Consider the following 20,519-nt stretch of genomic DNA (forward strand, 5'->3'; position numbering starts at 1 on the left):
GTTACTCTTTCAGCCACGTGTGCTCCGCGCTCAGTTCTTGACCGCGAAAACCCACACGGAGCCGCCGGGTGGCACCTTGGCAAGCCGCTCGTCGCCCGAGAACAGCGAATAGACGCCGCCATAGCCCGAGGTGACGGCGACATACTGCACGCCGTCCTGCTGCCAGGTCACGGGTTGTCCTTCGATGCCCGAGCCGGTCTGGAACTGCCAGAGCTTCTTGCCGTTGTCGGCGTCGAACGCCTCGAATTCGCCGGTCAGCTGACCGGAGAACACCACGCCGCCGGCGGTGGAAAGCACGCCGGAGAAGCGCGGAATGTCGCTCGGCGCTTCCCACTTCGCCTTGCCGGTCATCGGATCGATCGCCTTGAGATGGCCGCGCGGTCCGGTGCCCCATTCCCAGGGGTCGGTGAGGTCCATGCCGAGATACCATTCGCCCTGCTTGAACGTCACCGGTTCGGCTTTGTACTTGCCGCCGAAGGCGAGCGTGTTCGCGTAGGCGAGGCCGGTCTGCGGATTGAACGACATCGGCTCCCAATTCTTGCCGCCGAGGATCGACGGGTAGACCGTGACCTTCTTGCCGTCACGCGCATCCTTGGCGACGTCGGTCTCGATCGGCCGTCCGGTCTTCAGGTCGACGCCGGTGGCCCAGTTGACGTTTACATAAGGATTGGCCGCGAGCAGCTTCCCGTTGGTGCGGTCGAGCACGTAGAAGAAGCCGTTGCGGTTGGCATCCATCAGCACCTTGGTCGGCTTGCCCTCGACGTTCATGTCGGCGAGCACCATCTCGGCCACCGAGTCATAGTCGAACGGATTGTTCGGCGAGAACTGGTAGTGCCACTTGATCTTGCCGGTCTTCGGATCGAGCGCGAGCACCGAGCAGGTGTAGAGGTTGTCGCCGGGACGCACCGCCGAGTTGAACGGTCCGGGATTGCCGATGCCCCAATACACCGTGTTCAATTCGGCATCGTAGGAGCCGGTGATCCAGGTCGACCCGCCGCCGAGCTTCCAGGTATCGCCCTTCCAGGTGTCGCCACCGGGCTCGTCCGGGGTCGGAATCGAGTAGGTCCGCCAGAGCTTCTTGCCGGTCGCGGGATCCCAGCCGTCGATGAAGCCGCGGGTGCCGAATTCGGCGCCCGAGATGCCGGTGATCACGACGCCGTCGGCGACCAGCGGCGCCACCGTCATCGAGTAGCCTTCCTTGATGTCCGCGGCCTTCTCGCGCCACAGCTCCTTGCCGGTCTTGGCATCGAGCGCGATCACATTGGCGTCGAGGGTGGTGCGGAACAGCTTGCCGTCATAGAGGGCGGCGCCGCGATTGATGATCCCGCAGCAGACGATGCGGGGCGTCTCGGCGGGATATTCGACCTTGGTCTTCCAGATCTGCTTGCCGGTCTTGGCGTCGATCGCGATCGTGGCGTTGTGCGTGGTGACGTAGAGGACGCCCTGGTAGACGAGCGGCTGCGATTCCTCGCTGCGGTCGTCGTTCAGGCTGTAGTTCCAGACCGGCACCAGATTCTTGACGGTGTCCTTGTTGATCTGGTTCAGCGTCGAGAAGCGCTGAAGGTTGTAACCCATTCCGTAATTGAGAACGTTCGACGTATCAGTCGCACCCTTGACCAACTGCTCGTTGGTCTGAGCGCTTGCACCATACGATGCAAGAATCACGAGGCTTGCGGCCAGCGCAATGCGTCTCATCCTATCCTCCCAATGAACCTTTGCTGCACGCCTATTGCTGACGTTGCGAACGGAACCATCGGCCTGAAACCAAAACGGGTCAATACGAAAACGTGAACGAACCCCAGCCAGCGCGGGAGGCCGGGCGATCGCGTCAGTTTTTTGTTGATGCGTCCGTGGCTTACCGTCGCGTGGAATACACAACGCCACCCTTTGGGTTGCACTTATGCCGCAGCGCGAACGGTTCGATCAGCTCGACGGTGCGTGGGGGCAGGCACTTGGCCGCGGCTTGGTGCCGCGCTTGTCCGGCGGCACATTGCAATTGTCGATGCGCTGCTCGTCGGTCCATTTGCGACCGAGCCGCTCCTTGCCGGTGAGCACCCGCGGCTGAACCGCCTCGGCCGACCGGACAGGGGCCCCATTCTGCGCGGAGACGGGCGCAATCAGACCGAGCGCAACGACGCAGCCCAACATGGTCCTGCAAATATCGCTCATGGGATCACCTCGCACGTTCTGGCGCAAACGCCATCGACGGAGCGCCATCGATGATGCGTCAGGCCGCCTGTTTCCACCCGAAACCCGACAGGGCGCACCGGCTGCACTAGCTGTGGAAGCTTCGCGATGCTGCTATGGTGAACTTCGATTGCGGACCTGCTCCGTACCTCGCGCCGGAGCGGCATCATGGGAGACGAACGATGATCTCGCGCCGATCGCTTGCTTTGACTTTGGCTGCTGCCGTCCTGTCAGGGCCCGCTCTGGCCGCGTCCGGTGGTCGCAGCGCGCTCAAGATGCTCGACCCCGACAATGACGGCACAGTCGACCTTGCCGAAGCGAAGAAGGCTGCCGCCGACCTGTTCGCGAAGCTCGATCCCGACCATGACGGTACGCTCGACGTCCGCGAATTGCGCGGACGTCTGACCGCGAAACAGCTCAAGCTGGCGGATCCGGATCACGACGGCACCCTGACGCTCGACGAATACCTCGCGGTTGTCGAGCAGCGTTTCAAGGCCGCCGATCCCGACAATGACGGAACGCTCGATGCGAAAGAGCTGAAGTCGCGTGCCGGCCGGGCGTTGCTGCGCTTGCTCAAATAGCTGCCCGGCAGCGGGTTTCGTTGCGCGGATTCCGGACATTGACGCTGGATTCCGTGCATGACAAAAAAAGTTGCGATTTCGCTCTTGGGCAAGACGCGGCCGACGCAATCGGGTTTGCTTTTTCGCGCGTCGCCGCCCGGCAGCCGGAAAATGCCTGACAGATCAGTGTCGGAATTTCCCAGCCGTTGCAAAGCCGGGCGGATGTCCGCGAGCCGTCGTCCGTTTCGGCATGTCCAGCAGCGAAGTCGGGTCATTACTCGCCCGGCTTGCACCTTGGAAGAGCCAGCCCTAGCTTGCCGCGCGGCGCGAGGCTTTGCGCCAACTTATACTTGGGAGAAGGAAATGGCCTGGAAAACACCGAAGATCGTCGAAGTGCCGGTCGGCATGGAAATCAACATGTACGCCTGCGCAGCGCGCAAGTAAGACCACCTGACGACCTGCCGCGGCTTCGATGGCAAACGCCGTCGGAGCCGTGGCAGTGTCGGCGGGTCTTTCGATCTCCGGACGCCGGTCGAAATGATCGCTCCGGTGCCGTCACGCAAAGCCTCACCTGAACAGGCTTCGACGATCCCGCCCAAGACCTCAACCGTCCATCGCCGGATTGTGCTGCGCCCATGCTTGGCCGGCGCTGCGGCCTGTCCGTGAAGCGAACCGATCGTCACGCGCCTTGCGCGTGCTCAGGGCCGGCCCTTGAATCGCGCATATCGAAGCGCGAGGGTCGGTAGCACCAGCAGGCTAAGCGCCATCGAAGTCATCAGGCCCCCAAGGATGACGATCGCCATCGGGCCCTCGATTTCACGTCCCGGTTCTCCTGCGCCGATCGCGAGCGGCAGTAATCCGAGGCCAGTCACCAGAGATGTCATCAGGATCGGGACGAGGCGGTCGGCCGCGCCCTCGATCACGGTATCCAGTCCCCACACGCGACCGTCGACCAGGACCAGATGCTCGTAGTGCGAGATCATCAGGATCGAGTTGCGCAGCGTGATTCCGAACAGCGTGACGAAGCCGACCATCGACCCGAGCGAGAGCAGGCCACCGGTCAACGCCAGGGCGAACACGCCGCCGACAAACGCAAACGGCAAGTTGATCATGACCAGCAACAGGTTTCGCCAATGACCGGTCACCATCGCAAGCAGAACGACGATGCCCGTCCCGGCCAGCAAGGAATTGACGATGAGATCGTGCCGCGACCGCGCCTGGGCCTCGGCCGCACCGGCAAATTCCACGTGAGCACCGGGCGGCAACGTGACCTCGCGGGTCAGCTTGCGTTTGGCGGCGGCCACGAAGGATTCGAGATCGCGGCCGCTGACGTTCGCCGTTACGGTCTGCACGCGCTGCGCATTCAGGTGCTGGATCTGATAGCGGCCCGAGGTCTCGTAGACGTCGGCGATTTGCTTCAGCAGAACGTAAGCACCGCTCGGCGTCCGCACAGGTAGGTCACCGATCTGAGTGACGCGGGCGCGGGCGTGCGCGTCGAGGATCACGATGACATTGAAGACCGCATTGCCTTCATATCCCTGGCCGACGACATCGCCCTGATAGGCGGTGCGAATGAGTTCGAGCACTTCGACCGCGTCGAGCCCCCAGCGCTGCAGATCAGTCGGGCGAAGCGTCACGTTGACTTGCGGCATTCCCGGCGGGGATCGTTGCTGCACGTCGGCGGCCCCCGCGACCTCATCCAGCTCTCGCGCGACGTCGCGTGCAGCGCGCTCGAGCAAATCGAGATCGGGCCCGTAGATGTTGACGACCACCGCCGCGGTGAATCCGGACACGGTCTCCTCGACGCGCTCCGTCAGGTAGGTCTTGCTCGAGAACGAAACCCCGGGGAAGCCGGCCAGAGCGGCCCTGATGCGCGCTTCGGCAGCGGATTGTGCCCGACCCGAGAGCCCGGGCTCCAGGTCGACCTCGAACTCGCTGGAATGCGGACCGACCGTGTCGATACCGGCCTCGGCGCGGCCGGCATGCTGCGCCACCCGGCGCACACCCGGGATTTTTAGGAGTGTATCGGTCATCAGCTTGCCGATACGAAGCGATTCGTCGAGCGAGGTGCCGGGGATCGCGGAGACGTGCAGAATCAGATGGCCTTCGCGCAGGTCCGGCAGGAAGGTCCCGCCGAAGAAGGGCAGCATCGCCGCGCCGGCGATCGTCAAAGCCGCGGCCGCCGTCATCACCAGCTTCGGGTAGCGGCCGATATGACGCAGCAAGGCCTGGTAGTGGCGACGGGACCACCGCACCGCAGGCGGTTCATGCAGGCGCTGTCCGCCGGTCCTGCCGACGAGGAGCAGCATGGAGAGCGCCGGCGTCACCGTAAGGGCGACCGCCAGCGAGGCGAGCACGGCCAGGATGTAGGCGATGCCCAAGGGCCCGAAGAGGCGACCGGCAATGCCGGAAAGCGTCAGGATCGGGAAGAAGACCAGCAGCACCGCAAATGTCGCATAGGCAACGGCGGTACGCACTTCGAGGAAGGCCTCGAGCACGACGCGAGCCTCGGGTCTCGGTGCCGTTGCCCGGCGGTTTTCGCGCAGTCGACGTACCACATTCTCGACGCCGATCACGGCGTCATCGACGACTTCGCCGATTGCGATCGCAAGGCCGCCCAGCGTCATCGTGTTGAGCGTTTCACCCATCCATTGCAGCGCGAGCACGGCCGCGATCAACGAGAGGGGAATCGCAGTGCAGCTGATGATCGAGGTGCGCCAGTCGAACAGAAACAGAAACAGGACAACGACCACGAGCGCCCCGCCGATCAACAAGGCGTTGAGCACGTTCTCGGTTGCCGCGTCGATGAAATTGGCAGGCCGGAAGATGTCCGCATGGAGATTGACGCCGTCGGCTTCAAGGCCCGGTCGCAGCTCTTGCAGGGCGGCTTCCGCCCGCGTGGTGACCTCTCGCGTGTTCGCGCCGTATTGCTGGCTCACCATGAGCATGATGCCGGGCACGCCGTCGATGAGGGCGGCCCCGATCGGCGGCTCGGGAGCCGTCACGACGGTGGCGACGTCGCCGAGAACCACGCTCGCGCCGCCTTCGTGCAGAAGAACGGTGCGGGCAAGCTGATCGGGCGTCAGGGACTGCCCCTGGGTTTGCAGCGTGATGCGCTGATTGGCGGTATCGATGAAGCCGGCGCCCCGTACGCCGGTGGCCTTGCGCGCGGCGGCCAGTACATCGTTCATGCCGACCCGGAACCGGATCAGGTCGTCCGGGCGGACCTGCACTTGCAGAGACCTGACGTCTTTGCCGTAAGTGGATACTTGTGCCACGCCCGTGACGGCCAGCAGCCGTCTTGCCACGGTCCAGTCCGCAACGGTGCGCAATTCCATCAGCGAGCGTCGCTCGGACGTCAGGCCAATGACCAGCACCGTGCCGGCCAGCGGGGTCAACGGTGTCATCGAGGGCGGCTGCACGCCTTGTGGCAGCCGCGCGGCCACGGCCGAGAGACGCTCGGTCACCAATTGGCGCGCCCGGTAGATATCGCTGCCCGGCTGGAAGACGACCGTCACCACGGAGAGGCCCTGGATCGACGACGAGCGTAGGCTTTCGACGCCGGCCAGGCCGTTGATCGACGTTTCGATCGGTTGCGTGACCAGGATCTCGACATGCTCCGGGCTGAGGCCGGGAGCTTCGGTCTGGATCGTGACCTGTGGCGGTGCGAATTCGGGGAAGACGCCGTATTTGGCTTCGCCGAGCGCGAACAGGCCGTAGCCCAGCAGTGCGAACGAAAGCGCGAGCACGATGCCGCGGAAGCGGATGGCGAACGCGACGAGAGCGGCTTGCGGTCCTGAACGGTCGGAGCCGGTGCCGTCAGTCATTGTCATCGCCGCTCCGAAGCTCGCTCTTGGCCTCCTCGGACAGCAAGACCTGTGCGCCCCGGACGACGATTTCAGATCCCGACGGGATGTCCCGGACGACGTAGTCGTCATCCGAGACCGGCTGATCCGTGCTGATCGGATGCCGCCGGAAGCTGTCGGGGCTCACGCGCAGGTAAACCCACGATCGGCCCTGCCATCGCACGATCGCGGTATCCTCGATGAACACGCCTTCGTAAGTGGTGCCCGACGGCACATAAACCGTGGTGTTCATGCCGGGCAGCAGACCACTGTCGCCGGGCGCCGAGAAGAAATAGCTCAATCCCTGAATCCGGGGGTCGGTGCGTGTTGCTGGGGAGATGTACTGCAGATCGATATTCGCATTTCGCGTCGGCGCCTGTGCGAGGGCCGTTCGCGGAGTTTCGGTGACACTCACGCCGGGCGGCAGCGTCACCTGAACCAGAAACTGATCGCGCTCGATCAGCCTGACGACCGCGGGCGAGCGCTCGACGATGCCGCGGCCGATCACCGGCCCCCATTCCTGCTGTGCTGTTGCTGCGAGAGTCCTGAGCTGCGATTCCGCTGCGGCAAGCGCGGCCTTGTCGGTTCGCAGCGTTCCCTCCGCGGTTTCGGCTTCCTTTCTCGGGAGCGCGGCGGAGTCGACGAGATTCTTGGTCCGGTCGAATGCGCTCTTCGCGACTTCGAGCTTGGCCTGCGCTGTCTGGAGTTGGGCCTGCGCATTGGCGTAGCTGTTGGTGAGCTCCGTGATGCGAGAGATGTCCAGCACTGCACCGTATGCGCGGAATTGCTCAGGATGCGGAGCGGCTTCCACAACCGAAGTTTCGAGCCCGATCTGTCCCTGCTGGCTGGGTGTCAGCTTGACCGGTGCCTGGTCGCTGCTTGCGGTGCGGGAGGGCTCGGTGCGGCCTGAATCCGGCTTGTTCGGCTGCGGCTCCGCCGCTGCGCGCCGAACCTGACCCGTGACAGCCCAAGCGCCGGCGCCGAGCGCCAGCAAGCATATGGCGACCGCGATGCCGTGCCGGGAGGTTTCCGTAAGAGCCATCAGCCTGTTAGCAGTTGTGGGAACCAGCTTATTGACGAAATCAACCGGCGGCAAGGCGTCGGTTTCACGGTTGTCGGCTCGGGTCACGCCGCCGTGCTGGCGGGGCCGCGCCCCGCCGGGTTCCGCTTGATCTCGCACGAAATGAAACTTCCGGCTGCTGTGGGCGTAGCGCTTATGTTATCTTTTTGACGACGCCCGCGAGGTCTCATGCATGAACCCGATTGATCTCATCGTCACTGTATGTGCCGTGCTGTCGCCCACCACCTGCGAGGAGCAGCATCTGGTGTTCAACTGGAGCGGCTCGCTGCAGCAATGCGCCATGGCCGCGCCGCCCTACATCGCGCAATGGGTCGGCGAACACCCGAAATGGACCGCGGTGCGATGGCGGTGCGAATATCCGCACACCAATGATCGTGCGAGCACCGGCGGCGAACCGCCGGCGGGTTAGCCGTTATTTGTTGCAATCCTTCAGGTCCTTGTCGGACACCGAAAACACTGCGTCGGCCTTGATCTCGATGTCACGGGCCAAGCACTGCTTGCCCCCGCTATAGCCGACCTTGGCATCGTAGCGGCCTGGCTCGACGCCGGTGATACGCAAGCGCTCGTCGTGCTCGACTTCCTTGTCCTTGTCGTTCAGCGTCTGGTTGGGACCCCATTCATTCTTGCCCGCCGGCGACAGCTCGAAGCTCGAAATCGTGGCGCTGGTCAGATTCCACAACCGGATGCCCTTGCCCTTGCCTTGGGCGAGCACGGTCGCAGGCAGCACAAGCAAGGCAACTCCAATGGCAATCGACGCACGCGACATCCGACTTCTCCCTAACGCTTCGTCCAAGGATGACGGCGTCTCACATATTTGCAAGGTCCAACTGTGAGAGCTGCCGCTTGATTTCGTCGATCTCAGGCTCGCTGCGCGTCGCGCGCGGCGTGACGATGGTCTCGACGTGAAGGATTCGGGCCGGCCGCGGCGACAGGAAGAACAGGCGGTCACCGAGGCGGACTGCGTCGTCGAGATCGTGGGTGACAAGGAGCGTCATCATCTTCCGGCTGGCCACGAGGGTCGCGACCTGGTCGCGCAGCCGGCCCGCGAGGGCATTGTCGAGCGAGGCCAGCGGCTCGTCGAGGATCAGGAAATCCGGCTCGATGGCGAAGGCGCGGGCGAGGGCGACGCGGCGGGCGAGGCCGAGCGACAACTCACCGGGAAAGTGGTTGCAATGCGCGCTCAGTTCGAGCACCTCGAACAGCGCAGCCAGCGTGCCGTCGTCGACGTCAGGTGCGGCCAGCCGCACGTTCTCCTCGACGGTGCGCCAGGGCAACAGCCGCGGCTCCTGGAACACCATGCCAAGGCGCATGCCGGGCGAGCGCGTGACATGGCCCCGGTAGTTGCCGTCGAGCCCGGCGAGAATCTTGAGCAGGGTGCTCTTGCCGCAACCCGACGGGCCGAACAGCACGCCGACTTCGCCGGCGTTCAATGTAAAGGTGACGTTGTCGAGTACGTCGTGCCGCTTCCCGGCCGCGCTCTCGAAGCTCTTGCCTGTGATATTGACCTCAAGCTGCACGGAGCCGCCACCGCGTTAGCCTGGTTTCAAACGGCTGCACCATCAGGGTCTCGATGACCAGCACGACGCCGGCAAAGCTCAGCGAATAGGCGAGCAGCAGGGGAATGTCGAACAGCTGGAAAGCGACGCCGATCTCGAAGCCGACACCGTTCGGCCGGCCGAGATATTCGGCGACCAGCACGATCTTCCAGACCAGCGAGAGCCCGGAGCGCGCCGCGGCCGCGATGTAGGGCGCAAGCTGCGGCAGGATCACATGCCGGAACGCGCGGCCGCGCGGCAGCGCAAACGCCGTTGCCATCTCGTCGAGCGCAGGGTCGAGCGCGCGAGCCCCCTCGCGCAGGGTGACCACGGCAGTCGGCAGCTTGTTGATGGCGATGGCCGCGATCGCCGCGACCTCGGTCAGCCCGGCCCAGATATAGGCCAGCACGATGACGACCAGCGCCGGCAAATTGAGCAGCAGGATCAGCCAGGGATCGCCAAGGCGATTGGCAAGCGACACGCGGCCCATCAGGTAGCCGATCGCCGAGCCGATCGCCATCGCCAGCGTGAAGGCCAGCGCGACGCGCGCCAGCGTCGCGCCGAGGTTGACGAACAGCGCCCCCGATCGTGCCTCGGCGATGAGCACCGACAGCACCGCCGGCGGCGCCGGCAGTTTGGCATCGCCGATCACGAGCGAGGCAATCCACCAGGTCGCGACGAACAGCGCGAATGAAAGCAGGCGCAGCACCGCTAATCTCCCGGGATCGCTTGATAGAAGGTGCCGGGATCGAGCTCGGTTGCGGCGCCGACGAGGTCGCGGCCGCCGAGCTGCGCCAACACCCGGTAGAGCACGCGTGCGTCGGCTTCTTCGTCAGCGATCGGACGGCGCGGGATGCCTTCCCGATAGCGGTCGCGATAGGCTTGCCGGGTTGCGGCATCCTGCGCGCCGGTCAGCGGCGCGATCGCATCCCATTCGGCGTCCGAGGTCGCCAGAATCTCTTTCGCGGCGCGCGTCACGGCGATGAAGCGGGCCACCAGGTCCTTGTTGGCGTTGGCCCAGGCTTCATCGAACACGTAGCCGATCATCGCGATGCGGCCCTTGCTACCAAGCTTCTGCAGGATCTCCTCCATGCCGGCGAGACGGCGAAAGCCCTTGGCCTCGAGCGCGGCGCAGAAATTCCAGTAGTTGAGCGTCGCGTCCATCTCGCCGCCGAGGGTCTTGGCGGCGAGCAGCGGCGGCGCGCCATAGACGATGGTCGCCTGCGACTTCAGGTCGACGCCGTCCTGCTTCAAGGCGGCTTGCAGCAACAGCCAGTTCTTGTCGATCGCGCCGCCGGCGACGGCAAGCTTGCGCCCCTTGAGGTCGGCGAGTGTTTTGACCGGCGAGGCGGCCGGGACCATCACGGCGCCGAGCGCGCTCGAATAGGGATAGAATTGCAGCTTGGCGCCGAGCGACCTCTCGCGCGACACCCAGGGCCAGTCGGATACCATGACGTCGGCGGTGCCGGAGCGCAGCGCGATCTTGCCGGCCTCGGGGCTGGCGAGCTCGACAACGTCGATCGACAGATTGGCCTTCTTGTCGAGACCATGGGAGCGAATGACAGCCAGTTCCCAGGCCAGCGTTCCGGTCTTCTGCGCTGCAACGCGGATGGTCTCCGCGGAGCACGAGGTGCCGAACTGCATGACCGCCAGAATTGCCGCAGCCAACACCGTGCGTACAGACATGATCATCGTTTCTTGAGCCACTTCCCCGAATGTTTTCTTTTCTGATCAACACCCATAGCATAGCTTGCGGGAAGAGAAGAGGAAGCACGACCATGGCAGGAGCTGGCATGCTACGACCGATTGTCGCCGTCTCGGCGGTTTTCCTGGCCGGGCTCCTGGCCGTGCTCGCCGGGACGACGATCAGCGCGCGGGCTCAGGAGATCAACGACTATCCGACCTCGGCGCGGGCGGAGTATGTGTTCGGCTGCATGAAGGCCAATGGCGAATCCCGGCAGTCGATCGAGCAATGCTCCTGCTCGATCGACGTGGTCGCCTCGATCATCCCCTACGATCGCTACGTCACCGCCGAGACGGTGCTGAGCATGGCGCAGGTGCGCGGCAACCTGGGCGGCCAGTTCCGCTCGTCCGAGCAGGCCGCGAACGCGCTCAACGACCTCAGGCGCGCCCAGGCCGAAGCCGAAGTCAGGTGTTTCTAGAGCGTTGATCGCGAGATCGCGTACCCTTCAGGTCCCGGGATTCTCGACCTTCCATTCGTGCTCGAAGACGTGCCCGTCGGTATCCTTGGCTTCGGCGCGGAAGTGCTTGGCGCCGTTCGAGACGTAGGTGAAGCGGATGTTGGGGTCCTCGGAAATCGAGATTCCGCCCTCCATCGCCAGCACCGGACTGTCGTCCTGCCAGATGTGCAGCTCGTTGACAAAGAAGGCCGGGATATAGAGCTGCGTGACCTGATCCATCTGCAGGCCTGAATTGTTCGGATGCCCGATCATGATCTGGGCTTCCCGCGTGCTGGTCGCCGGCCCCTGCTCGGACTTCGTGAATTGCCGGTAGCGCATCTGGCCGAGGTGATTCTTGGCTTCCTCGACGTTCTTGCCGGCCGGTGCCGAGCAGCCGCCGGATGCCTTGACGTAAACCTTGCTCACATAGAGCTTGCCATCGCTGAGCTCCGCGACGGCGTGCACGTTGGTGTAATTGTTGACGCGGACGCGGGTCGAGATCTCGGTGACGTTGGCGTCCGGCCCGAGCGTGAATTTCGCGGCCATCGGTGCGGGATTTTCGTCGATCACGAGGGTGATGGCGACGACGCGGCGGCTGTCGCCGGGCTGCAGCTTGGTGCGCAGCGTGACCGGAACGATCGCCGCGTCCTCCGCGCGCGCCGGCATCTCAATGCCGATGACATCGTTGCCGTCATTCATCGGACGATTGCTGAAGATGTCCTGGACGAGGCCCGGCCAGGGATCATAGGTTTCGGCCGCGAGCGCGGCCGGTGCGCCCAGCGCGATCGCAACGAGGCTGGCGATACAAAGCAGGCGGGCGCGATGTCCGGTCATGTTCGCGAGATCCTATGCAGCTGCATCATTATAGGACCAACAGCTACTCCCATTCAATTTCCGAGAATGCTGCAGTTGCGTTGCGGGCGTTGTAATCATCGAACAATTGCCAGCGCGGACGCTCAGCTGCGGCGGCGTGCTCCGCCGCAGCCATAATCGGCTTGCCGCTTTTGACCAGCGCACGGATATCTGTGGCCAGCGTCTCGAGATAACGCCGTTCGTCGGCGAGCGCCGCAGGCCATGCGCTCACGGGACCGTGACCGGGAACCACCCGCTCGGCGGGAATTGCGGTGAGGTCGCCGAGCGCGCGCAGCCAGCCCTTGAGGCTGCCGTCGACCACCGGAATATGCTCGAGGAACACCATGTCGCCGGCGAACAGGGTCCCGCTGCGTTCATCGAAGACGGTGAGGTCGTTGTCGCTGTGGGCGGGCGGCCAGGCCTTTAGGGTGAGGCTCCGCCGGCCGAGGTCGAGCTTCAGCGTGTCCTCGACCAGCACGGTCGGTGGAATGATCCGCACCTCGCCGATCAAGACATCGCCCATGGTCCGCCGAAACCCGTCCAGATAGAACTGCCCACGCGCAGCCAGCGCGCGGGGTAGGGCCTTGTGGCCGACAAAGCTGGTCCCGTCGCCGACGAACGCCGCGTTGCCGAAGCTGTGGTCCGGATGCGCATGCGTGTTGATCACGTAGCGGATCGGCTTGTCGCTGTGGCTGCGTACCGCGGCGAGCAATTGCCGCCCTTCGCGGACGCTGCCGCCGGTGTCGATGACGGCAACCGCGCTGTCGCCGATCACGAAGCCCACATTGGCGATGGCGCCTTCGTTCTCGCGCGTCATCAATGCAGTGACGCCGGTGTGAACGAATATTCCGGGGGCGACTTCGCTCACAGGCAATTCCGCCTCTTGCGCCCGCGCTATGGTCGGCGCCCAAAGCATCAGGAGCAGCGCAAGCACCGAACCGCCATGAGCCATGTTTCCGCCTCAGTTTCTCGGGGACGCGTGAACGATGTCGTCTCACATTCGTTTGCGCTGCAACACGCAACGCGGCGCCGTCGCGATCATTATCCCTGTTACACGTCATGGCGCGCCGGGCAATTGCTTGACCACGGTGACCTGTCCGCTCAAGAGGAGACCGCGTAATGAGAGTTGTCGGATGCCGCCCAGTCCTGTTCGCGTTTGTCGGCTTTATCGCCTGTCTCGCCGGCCGCGACATCGCGCGTGCGCAGGTCAATGAGCAGGGCGAACTCTCCATCGAGTTGGTCGATCCCAAAGTGCTCCGCATCTGTGCCGATCCGCGCAACCTGCCGTTCTCGAACGACAAGGGCGAGGGTTTTGAGAACAAGATCGGCGAGCTGTTCGCCGAGAAGCTGCAGAAGAAGCTCGATTACATGTATTTTCCGCAGGCGACCGGCTTCGTGCGGGTCACCCTCGGCTCGCACCGCTGCGACGTGATCATGGGATTTCCGCAAGGCGACGATCTCGCGCAAGGCACCAATCCGTATTACCGCACGGCCTATGCGATCGTCGCCAAGCCGGGCAGCGGATTGGATGAGGTCACGACGCTCGAGGATGAGCGGCTGAAGGGCAAGCATATCGGCATCGTCGCCGGAACGCCGCCCGCGACCAACATGGCCATCAACGGGCTGATGGGCAATGCGAAGCCTTATCCGCTGATGATCGACACACGCTACGATTCTTCGGCCGAGGCGATGATGAACGATCTCGAAAAGGGCGAGATCGATGCGGGCATCCTGTGGGGGCCGATGGCGGGCTTTTATGCCAAGAAGGCGAACCCGCCGCTGCATATCACGCCGCTGGTCAAGGAGACCACCGGACCGAAGCTGGTGTATCGCATCGGCATGGGCGTGCGCGGGTCCGACCAGAACTGGAAGCGGCAGCTCAATCGCCTGATCCAGGAGAACCAGCCGGCGATCAACAAGATCCTGCTCGACTTCGGCGTTCCGCTGCTTGATGAAAACGACCGTCCGATCGGGCCGGAGACCGCAACGAAGTCGCCATGATCAGGCTCGCGGCCATGCTGGCGGTGCTGGTGGTCGCCGCTTCGCCTGTCCGCGCGCAGGACCAACCTGCGGAGCCCGAGGGGTACCGCACCGAGGATTATCGCGCACCGGTGCCGGCCACTCTTGCCGGCGCACGCGTGCTCACGACCGAGGAAGCGGCAGCGATCTGGCGCGACAAGTCCGGTGCCTTCGTCGATGTTCTGCCACGCCCGCCGAAGCCGAAACTGCCCGCCGGCACGGTGTGGCGCGAGCGGCCGCATCGCGACATTCCCGGCAGCATCTGGCTGCCTGACACCGGCTACGGCAAGCTTGCGGCGTCGACCGAGGACTATCTGCGGCGCGGCCTGGCCCGTGCCTCCGGTGACGACAGAGCAAAATTGCTCGTGATCTATTGTCAGGAGAGTTGCTGGATGTCGTGGAATGCGGCCAAGCGCGTGCTGTCCTACGGCTACCGCAACGTGGCGTGGTATCCGGAGGGAACCGACGGATGGGAACGGGCCAAGCTGCCGCTGGCGGATGCGGAGCCCGAGCCGCGCGAGGGCGAGCAGTGACGCCGTCCCCGCACGGCCAGGAACGCGTTCCAGCGCGTCACTTCTCCTTGTCGAGCTTGTCGATGGTCTTGCCGCCGTCGCTGTCCGACGCGGTGAACGTCACCTTGTCACCGGCATGGAAGGCTTCGAGCGACTGTCCCTTGGGCACCTTGTATTCCTGAATCGCAGCGCCGGTCGCGCCCACCGTGCCGCTCTGCGTCTGCTGGATCGAGATCGTGCTGCGCAGTCGGTCAATCTTGGTGACCATTCCCGACATGGATTGCTGGGCCAAAGCCGCTGAGGTGATCAGGCTCGCTGCGGCGAGGCTGGTCATGACGATCTTGGCTGCTCTCATCGAGGTCTCCCAACTTCAGATATAGTTGGAGATAACGAACGGGGAGCGCGGTTGGTTCCGGGCCGGTGCGGCCTGGCAGCACATGAGGAGGCAGGTTTAATGATCGCCGGGGCGATCGGGCGCAGGCCTCAATCCAGTTCCTGCTGGATGGTGCGGCTGAGCGCGAACAGACGCTGATCGATGGTGGTCGGCACCTCGCAGACGAATTTCACCACCCGCCCGCGGTCCTCGAAGATCCGCGTTTCCCAGACCAGCTGGTTGCCGAGTTCGTCGACCTTGGCCTGATCCGGCGGGGTGGCATCCTGCAGCGCCTGCAGCTTGACCGTGTCGTCGCGGATCTTCTCCGCGGCCTCGCGCTGCTTGCGCATCACGCGCTCGAGCCCGTTCATGACCGAGGCGCGCTGCCCGTTGAGCGTATCGAACAGGCCCGCGAACAGCAGTTTTCCCGCATTGGCCTTGTCGGCCGTGGCGGCCTGCAGGAACTCGGTGATCTCTTTCTGCGCATCCTCCAAGGGAACGCGGCGCGCCGCGAGCTTGGTCGCGAGTGCGCTGATCTTCGGATTGTCCCTCCACTTGGTCTCGGCATCGCCGAGCGGCGGGCCGGCCCACACCGCGGCCAGCGAGATCTCCGGCACCTTGGCCTGTTGGCAGGGCCAGTCCGGGTAGCGCGGGTCCGCGGCCGATGCGACCTGGCTCGACAGCACCATCGCGAGCAGCGTGCCAAGTCCCGTTCGCCAGCCTGTCATGCCTCGCCTCCGCCGGGTCCGCGGCGCACCAGGCCGCGCGATGGATCGTAAGCCAGGATCGCGCCGATCATGAACACCACCGTGCAGCCGCCGACCACCGCGAGCGAAACCCAGTTCATCTTGCCGTAGAGCGCAAACCGGATCAGCTCCACCGCATGCGTGAACGGATTGCACTGGCAGACGTAGTACAGCATCGGGCTGCCCTCCTGCACTCGCCAGAGCGGGTAGAGGGCCGACGAGGCAAAGAACATCGGGAAGATCACAAAGTTCATCACGCCGGCGAAATTCTCCAGCTGCTTGATGCTGGCGGAGATCAGCATGCCCAGCGCACCGAGCATCAGGCCCGACAGCACCAGTGCCGGAAGCACGGTGAGGTAGCCGATGGTCGGTGGCGTGATGTCCCAGAACCACGCGATCAGCAGGAAGGCGTAGACCTGCAGCAGCGACACCGCCGTGCCGGCGAGCAGCTTGCAGAACAACAGATAGCCACGCGGCAGCGGGCTGACCAGCAGCGTGCGCATGTTGCCCATCTCGCGGTCGTAGACCATCGACAGCGAGGACTGCATGCCATTGAAGAGCTGGATCATCGCCATCAGGCCGGGCGCGATATAGACCTCGTAGAGAATGTAGGTCTCATAGGGCGGGATGATCGAGATGCCGAGCACCTGACGGAAGCCGGCCGCGAAGATGAACAGCCAGACCAGCGGCCTGACCAGTGCCGAGACGAAGCGCTCGCGCTGATGCAGGAAGCGCAGCGCCTCGCGCCACACGATGCCGTTCAGGCAGACGATGTATTCCGACACCGAGAAGCCGCTTCGCTCAGGCGTGACCGTCGTGGTGCTCATGTGGGCGGTTTTCCGGTGAGGGTTGCCGTTCCGGTCAGGCGCATGAACGCGGTGTTGACGTCTTGCGCGGCTGCGTCCGCGATCACGCGCGACATCGGGCCGTGCGCCAGCATCCGGCCCTGGTGCAGCACCACGAGGTCGTCGCCCGGCATGATCTCGTCGAACAGATGCGTCGCCCAGAGTACGCCGATGCCCTGCTCGGTGACGAGCTGGCGGACATGGTCGAGAATGTCGGCGCGCGCCTTGACGTCGAGCCCGACGGTGGCCTCGTCGAGCAGCAGCAGGCGCGGACGGTGCAGCAGCGCGCGGGCGATCTCGAGCCGCCGCATCTGGCCGCCCGAGAGGTCACGCACCTTGCTGCTGGCGCGGTCGGCAAGGCCGATGCGGCCGAGCACCTCAGCGCTGCGCAGCCGCGCCTCGCGCCGCGAGATGCCGTGCAGCGCGGCGTGATAGAGCAGATTCTGCGTCAGCGACAGATCGAGGTCGAGCGTGCGCGGCTGGAACACGACTCCCATCAGCCGCAACGCTTCACCCGGCGTCCGGCTGATGTCGTGGCCGAAGATCTTGATCTGGCCGTTCTGGATACCGAACAGCCGCGTCACCAGCGAGAACAACGTGCTTTTGCCAGCGCCGTTGAGGCCGAGCAGCGCGGTGAAGCTCGCCGGCTGCACCGTGAAATTGACGTCGATCAGCGCGCGCCGCGGACCGTAACTGTGGCTGACATTGCCGATCGACAGCGCCGGTTGCACGGTTGCTACGGTGCCTGCATCCGGCGAAGGCTGGCTTGCGATATGGGCGTCGGTTGCGGTCATGGCTGCGCGATCGTGATTCCCCAGGGTAGTTCGCCGACCTGAATGGTCTTGATCACCTTCTGGGCCGCGACGTCGATCACCGAGACGTCGTTCGAAACGCCGTTGGTGACCATCAGATATTTCTCGTCCGGGGTGAAATCCATGTGCCAGACCCGCTGGCCGACCAGCAGATATTTGAGCACCTTGTGAGTCGCGGCGTCCACGACCGCGACGCGGTTGGCGGGGCCGAGCGCCACGAACGCGGTCTTGTCGTCCTTGGTCATGCCGATGCCGACGGGCTGGATCGCCTCGCTGCGCAGGCCCGGGATTTCAAAGGTGACCTTGCCGGTCACCACGTGCTTGACCGGATCGATGATCGACACCGTACCGCCGATCTCGGAGGAGACCCACAGTTCGGAGCCGTCGTGCTTGAACTGGGCGAAGCGTGGCCGCGAATCGACCAGCACATTGGCGACGATCTGGCGCGTCGTGGTGTCGATGAAATGCGCCATGTTGGTGGTTTCGGAGGTGTTGATGAGGATCTTGCCGTCCGGGCTGACCGTCATGCCCTCGGGCTCGACGCCGACCTGGATGTCGCCGAGCCGGGCGCGCTTCTTGAGATCGATCACGGTGACCGTGTTGTCGTTCTCGTTAGCGACATACATGGTCTTGCCAGCGGCATCCTGGGTGAACAGTTCCGGGTCGGGGCCGGAGGGCAGGGTGTCGACGATCTCCTGGGTCTTGGTGTCGATCACCTGGATCGTGTCGTCGTCGCCCACCGCGACCATCACGAACTTGCCGTCGCGCGAGAACTCGATGCCGCGCGGCCGCTGGCCGACCTTGATGGTTTTCGTCACCGTCCAGCTGTCGGTGTCGATCACCGTGACGGTGTTGCCTTTTTCGTTGGAGACATAGGCAACGAAGGCGGACGCCGGTGTCGCGGCAAGCCAAATCAGCATCCCGGTCAACAGACAGCGGCGCCACATGCGTTTTATCTCCCTCACTGCAGCTTGCACTTCGTTTCAGGCCGGTCAACACCGAGCGTGTCGAGCTCGGAGACCTGATGCAGGAAACCTTCCTGCGGCGAGACCGAAACGACCATACGACCATCGGCCAGCAGGATCGGCTGGCGGAGCTGCAGATTCCAGTCTCGCAGGGTCAGTCGCGTACCCTTGAAGGCGGCGATCGAGAAATCCTTGCCCTTGAGGAAGGCGATGACCTTCTTGGGATCCCCCGAATTGGTGCGGGATGTGGCTTCCCCGATCATGCGCGCGGCGGTCCAGGCCTGCATGTCGAGCGCGGTCATGCGGCGCATGTTCAGCTTGACGAAGCGGTTCTGGATCTGGACCGCGCCCCATTGGTCATGCGCGGCGTCCCAGCTTGTCGGCACCAGCCCGGCCGAGCCGGCCACGGGCCGCGGGTCCCAGGTCCGGTAGGGCAGATAGTTCGCGAACACCTCGCTCTCGTCGGCGGCGACCAGTACGTCGTAAGCCGGCGCCTGCTGCGTGAACACCGGCATCTGCCGCTGGATCAGCGTGACGCCAGAGTCGGTGCGGCGTGCGCCGCCGGTATCCTCGAAGGTCCGTTCCTGGACGATCTTGGCGCCGAAGCGGGTGGCGGCCCGGCGCAACGCGTCGGCATAGAGCTTGTCCTGGTCGTGCGAGCCGGTCACCAGCAGCCAGCGCTTCCACTGCTTCCACACCAGGTACTGGCCGAGCGCGTCCGCCAGCATCGAGCGGGTCGGCGCGACATGAATGACATTGCCGCGACAGTCCTGCTCGCGCAGCCGGTCGTCGATCGCGCCCGCGTTCAGCAGCACGGTGCCGCGGTCGCGTAGCGTATCGGCGACCTTGAGCAGGGCATCGGCTGGCAGGTCGGTGATGATGTAGTCGCTGCGGCCGGCGAGATCGGTCGCGACCTTGGCGACATCGTCGCTGTCCTTGACCTTGACCTCGTCGAGCACGAAGCGCTGGTTGAGGAATTTGCCGGTCGTATTGTTGTCCTCGATCGCGAGGCGTGCGCCGGCGATGCCGTCATTGTCGGCCGGCTGTTCGACCAGCGAGAGTGTCGATTTGATGCCGGTATTGCCGAGATAGCCGATATGGATCTCGACGGGATCAGCCGCCAATGCGCCGGTCGCCACCATGCTGAGCGCGATCGTGCCGATCAGCCATCGGAACATAACTCCTCCCGCAGTCTTTCTGCACCGGGCATGGCATTGTCGGACCATGCGTTGAGATGCAAGATGACGAAATTGGCTTGGCTTGCAACCCCGCTTTTTGTCGTTGCAAGGTTACAAATTCGATTGGTTCACAATGATGAGATCAGCGTCCGCCATCGTCGTATCTTTGCTGGTGATGTCTGCGGCGGCACGCGCCGAGCCGCCCAAGCTCGCGGTGTTCGACCTCGAGATGATCGACACCAGCCTGCAAGGGGAGATGAACGGGCCGCAGACCGACGAGCAGGCACGGCTGCTCCGCACCGGCGGTCAGGTGCGCAAGGAGCTTGCGGATTCCGGCAAGTTCCGCGTGATCGACATCGCGCCCGTCAATGCTGCGGCGCACGGCAGCAATCTTCAGGCTTGCGGCGGATGCGACGTGAAACTGGCCGATGAGCTTGGCGCCGATCTTGCGATGACGGGCGTGGTGCAGAAGGTTTCCAACCTGATCCTCAACATCAATCTCTATCTGCCGTGCATACCGGGCAATTGCTGACAGCGGTGAGTGCCGACATGCGCGGCAACACCGACGAATCCTGGTCGCGCGCCACCGATTACCTCGTGCGCAACCGCCTGCTCGCGCCGAACTACGGCGCGCCGCAAGTGCGGTAGATCAGTCCTTCACTAGCAAAAAACTTGATTGAGCGACGGCAGTCTATCCCCGTCACCCTGAGGAGCGCGCTCTCGCGCGCGTCTCGAAGGGTCGGCGGCCACCAGCCGGGCCGTGCATCCTTCGAGACGCCGCTTCGCGGCTCCTCAGGATGACGGGGATATATTCGTGGGTGACCCTTCC

Annotated in this window: 22 protein-coding genes and 1 pseudogene; 7 read left to right on the forward strand and 16 right to left on the reverse strand. The window is 64.3% G+C overall.

The window, feature by feature from the left end:
• Nucleotides 1–30 precede the first annotated feature (30 nt).
• Nucleotides 31–1,695, reverse strand: a complete 1,665-nt coding sequence (locus tag FBZ93_RS19135; protein ID WP_050628657.1) for a methanol/ethanol family PQQ-dependent dehydrogenase — start codon at nucleotides 1,693–1,695, stop codon at nucleotides 31–33.
• 228 nt (nucleotides 1,696–1,923) lie between these two features.
• Nucleotides 1,924–2,169, reverse strand: coding sequence for a hypothetical protein (locus tag FBZ93_RS19140; protein ID WP_246667556.1), 246 nt, complete (start codon nucleotides 2,167–2,169; stop codon nucleotides 1,924–1,926).
• Nucleotides 2,170–2,369: 200 nt separating this feature from the next.
• Here FBZ93_RS19140 and FBZ93_RS19145 point away from each other — a divergent pair, with 200 nt between their 5' ends.
• Nucleotides 2,370–2,768, forward strand: a complete 399-nt coding sequence (locus tag FBZ93_RS19145) for an EF-hand domain-containing protein (protein WP_146987503.1) — start codon at nucleotides 2,370–2,372, stop codon at nucleotides 2,766–2,768.
• 342 nt (nucleotides 2,769–3,110) lie between these two features.
• Nucleotides 3,111–3,191 carry a pyrroloquinoline quinone precursor peptide PqqA gene (gene pqqA / locus FBZ93_RS19150; protein ID WP_009031067.1) on the forward strand — a complete coding sequence of 27 codons (81 nt, stop codon included), beginning with the start codon at nucleotides 3,111–3,113 and terminating at the stop codon, nucleotides 3,189–3,191.
• Between the two features lie 254 nt (nucleotides 3,192–3,445).
• Here the strand turns inward: pqqA and FBZ93_RS19155 are convergent, their stop codons facing one another.
• Together FBZ93_RS19155 and FBZ93_RS19160 are read right to left on the reverse strand one after the other, a co-directional pair.
• A complete protein-coding gene (locus tag FBZ93_RS19155) occupies nucleotides 3,446–6,574 on the reverse strand; it encodes an efflux RND transporter permease subunit (RefSeq protein WP_146987504.1) in 3,129 nt (1,042 codons plus the stop codon).
• Nucleotides 6,567–7,721 carry an efflux RND transporter periplasmic adaptor subunit gene (locus FBZ93_RS19160; protein WP_246667557.1) on the reverse strand — a complete coding sequence of 385 codons (1,155 nt, stop codon included), beginning with the start codon at nucleotides 7,719–7,721 and terminating at the stop codon, nucleotides 6,567–6,569. The genes FBZ93_RS19155 and FBZ93_RS19160 overlap by 8 nt, the downstream gene beginning before the upstream one ends.
• Before the next feature lie 124 nt (nucleotides 7,722–7,845).
• Here FBZ93_RS19160 and FBZ93_RS19165 point away from each other — a divergent pair, with 124 nt between their 5' ends.
• A complete protein-coding gene (locus tag FBZ93_RS19165) occupies nucleotides 7,846–8,082 on the forward strand; it encodes a hypothetical protein (RefSeq protein ID WP_146987506.1) in 237 nt (78 codons plus the stop codon).
• A 3-nt stretch (nucleotides 8,083–8,085) separates the two neighbouring features.
• On the opposite strand, the gene FBZ93_RS19170 is transcribed toward FBZ93_RS19165, so the two are convergent.
• The 4 genes from FBZ93_RS19170 to FBZ93_RS19185 are packed head-to-tail and all read right to left on the reverse strand — an operon-like array spanning nucleotide 8,086 to nucleotide 10,852.
• Entirely contained in the window at nucleotides 8,086–8,439 is a 354-nt protein-coding gene (locus FBZ93_RS19170) for a hypothetical protein (protein WP_146987508.1), read from the reverse strand.
• A gap of 40 nt (nucleotides 8,440–8,479) precedes the next feature.
• A complete protein-coding gene (locus FBZ93_RS19175; protein WP_146987510.1) occupies nucleotides 8,480–9,190 on the reverse strand; it encodes an ABC transporter ATP-binding protein in 711 nt (236 codons plus the stop codon).
• On the reverse strand, nucleotides 9,180–9,917 hold the full coding sequence (locus FBZ93_RS19180; RefSeq protein WP_146987511.1) for an ABC transporter permease: 738 nt from the start codon (nucleotides 9,915–9,917) through the stop codon (nucleotides 9,180–9,182). Before FBZ93_RS19180 ends, FBZ93_RS19175 begins: the two co-directional genes overlap by 11 nt.
• Before the next feature lie 2 nt (nucleotides 9,918–9,919).
• Nucleotides 9,920–10,852, reverse strand: coding sequence for an ABC transporter substrate-binding protein (locus tag FBZ93_RS19185; RefSeq protein ID WP_433995431.1), 933 nt, complete (start codon nucleotides 10,850–10,852; stop codon nucleotides 9,920–9,922).
• 149 nt (nucleotides 10,853–11,001) lie between these two features.
• Between FBZ93_RS19185 and FBZ93_RS19190 the strand changes: the two genes are divergently transcribed.
• Nucleotides 11,002–11,370: a hypothetical protein gene (locus tag FBZ93_RS19190; protein ID WP_433995429.1), complete on the forward strand. Its 369-nt coding sequence runs from the start codon at nucleotides 11,002–11,004 to the stop codon at nucleotides 11,368–11,370.
• A 27-nt stretch (nucleotides 11,371–11,397) separates the two neighbouring features.
• Here the strand turns inward: FBZ93_RS19190 and FBZ93_RS19195 are convergent, their stop codons facing one another.
• Both FBZ93_RS19195 and FBZ93_RS19200 read right to left on the reverse strand, forming a co-directional pair.
• Nucleotides 11,398–12,222, reverse strand: coding sequence for a quinoprotein dehydrogenase-associated SoxYZ-like carrier (locus FBZ93_RS19195; RefSeq protein ID WP_146987516.1), 825 nt, complete (start codon nucleotides 12,220–12,222; stop codon nucleotides 11,398–11,400).
• 43 nt (nucleotides 12,223–12,265) lie between these two features.
• Nucleotides 12,266–13,156, reverse strand: coding sequence for a quinoprotein relay system zinc metallohydrolase 2 (locus FBZ93_RS19200; protein ID WP_433995432.1), 891 nt, complete (start codon nucleotides 13,154–13,156; stop codon nucleotides 12,266–12,268).
• Nucleotides 13,157–13,359: 203 nt separating this feature from the next.
• On the opposite strand from FBZ93_RS19200, the gene FBZ93_RS19205 reads away from it, so the two are divergent.
• Both FBZ93_RS19205 and FBZ93_RS19210 read left to right on the forward strand, forming a co-directional pair.
• The gene (locus tag FBZ93_RS19205) at nucleotides 13,360–14,241 is read left to right on the forward strand and encodes a substrate-binding domain-containing protein (RefSeq protein ID WP_146987520.1); all 882 of its coding nucleotides are present in this window, start codon (nucleotides 13,360–13,362) and stop codon (nucleotides 14,239–14,241) included.
• On the forward strand, nucleotides 14,238–14,792 hold the full coding sequence (locus FBZ93_RS19210; protein WP_146987522.1) for a PQQ-dependent catabolism-associated CXXCW motif protein: 555 nt from the start codon (nucleotides 14,238–14,240) through the stop codon (nucleotides 14,790–14,792). Before FBZ93_RS19205 ends, FBZ93_RS19210 begins: the two co-directional genes overlap by 4 nt.
• Before the next feature lie 37 nt (nucleotides 14,793–14,829).
• Here FBZ93_RS19210 and FBZ93_RS19215 read toward each other — a convergent pair whose 3' ends face one another.
• The 6 genes from FBZ93_RS19215 to FBZ93_RS19240 form a co-directional block, all read right to left on the reverse strand.
• Nucleotides 14,830–15,126 carry a copper-binding protein gene (locus tag FBZ93_RS19215; protein ID WP_074125345.1) on the reverse strand — a complete coding sequence of 99 codons (297 nt, stop codon included), beginning with the start codon at nucleotides 15,124–15,126 and terminating at the stop codon, nucleotides 14,830–14,832.
• A gap of 128 nt (nucleotides 15,127–15,254) precedes the next feature.
• Nucleotides 15,255–15,872, reverse strand: coding sequence for a hypothetical protein (locus FBZ93_RS19220; protein ID WP_167529110.1), 618 nt, complete (start codon nucleotides 15,870–15,872; stop codon nucleotides 15,255–15,257).
• Entirely contained in the window at nucleotides 15,869–16,717 is an 849-nt protein-coding gene (locus tag FBZ93_RS19225; protein ID WP_146987524.1) for an ABC transporter permease, read from the reverse strand. Before FBZ93_RS19225 ends, FBZ93_RS19220 begins: the two co-directional genes overlap by 4 nt.
• Nucleotides 16,714–17,529: an ABC transporter ATP-binding protein gene (locus tag FBZ93_RS19230; RefSeq protein WP_146987525.1), complete on the reverse strand. Its 816-nt coding sequence runs from the start codon at nucleotides 17,527–17,529 to the stop codon at nucleotides 16,714–16,716. The genes FBZ93_RS19225 and FBZ93_RS19230 overlap by 4 nt, the downstream gene beginning before the upstream one ends.
• Nucleotides 17,526–18,494, reverse strand: a complete 969-nt coding sequence (locus FBZ93_RS19235) for a YVTN family beta-propeller repeat protein (protein WP_167529111.1) — start codon at nucleotides 18,492–18,494, stop codon at nucleotides 17,526–17,528. Before FBZ93_RS19235 ends, FBZ93_RS19230 begins: the two co-directional genes overlap by 4 nt.
• A 14-nt stretch (nucleotides 18,495–18,508) precedes the next feature.
• Nucleotides 18,509–19,690, reverse strand: coding sequence for an ABC transporter substrate-binding protein (locus tag FBZ93_RS19240; protein WP_146987529.1), 1,182 nt, complete (start codon nucleotides 19,688–19,690; stop codon nucleotides 18,509–18,511).
• A 175-nt stretch (nucleotides 19,691–19,865) separates the two neighbouring features.
• On the opposite strand from FBZ93_RS19240, the pseudogene FBZ93_RS19245 reads away from it, so the two are divergent.
• Nucleotides 19,866–20,338, forward strand: a pseudogene (locus FBZ93_RS19245) (DUF3280 domain-containing protein).
• Nucleotides 20,339–20,519 lie beyond the last annotated feature (181 nt).

This window comes from Bradyrhizobium macuxiense, from assembly GCF_007993935.1.
GTDB classification, from domain to species: Bacteria; Pseudomonadota; Alphaproteobacteria; order Rhizobiales; family Xanthobacteraceae; genus Bradyrhizobium; species Bradyrhizobium macuxiense_A.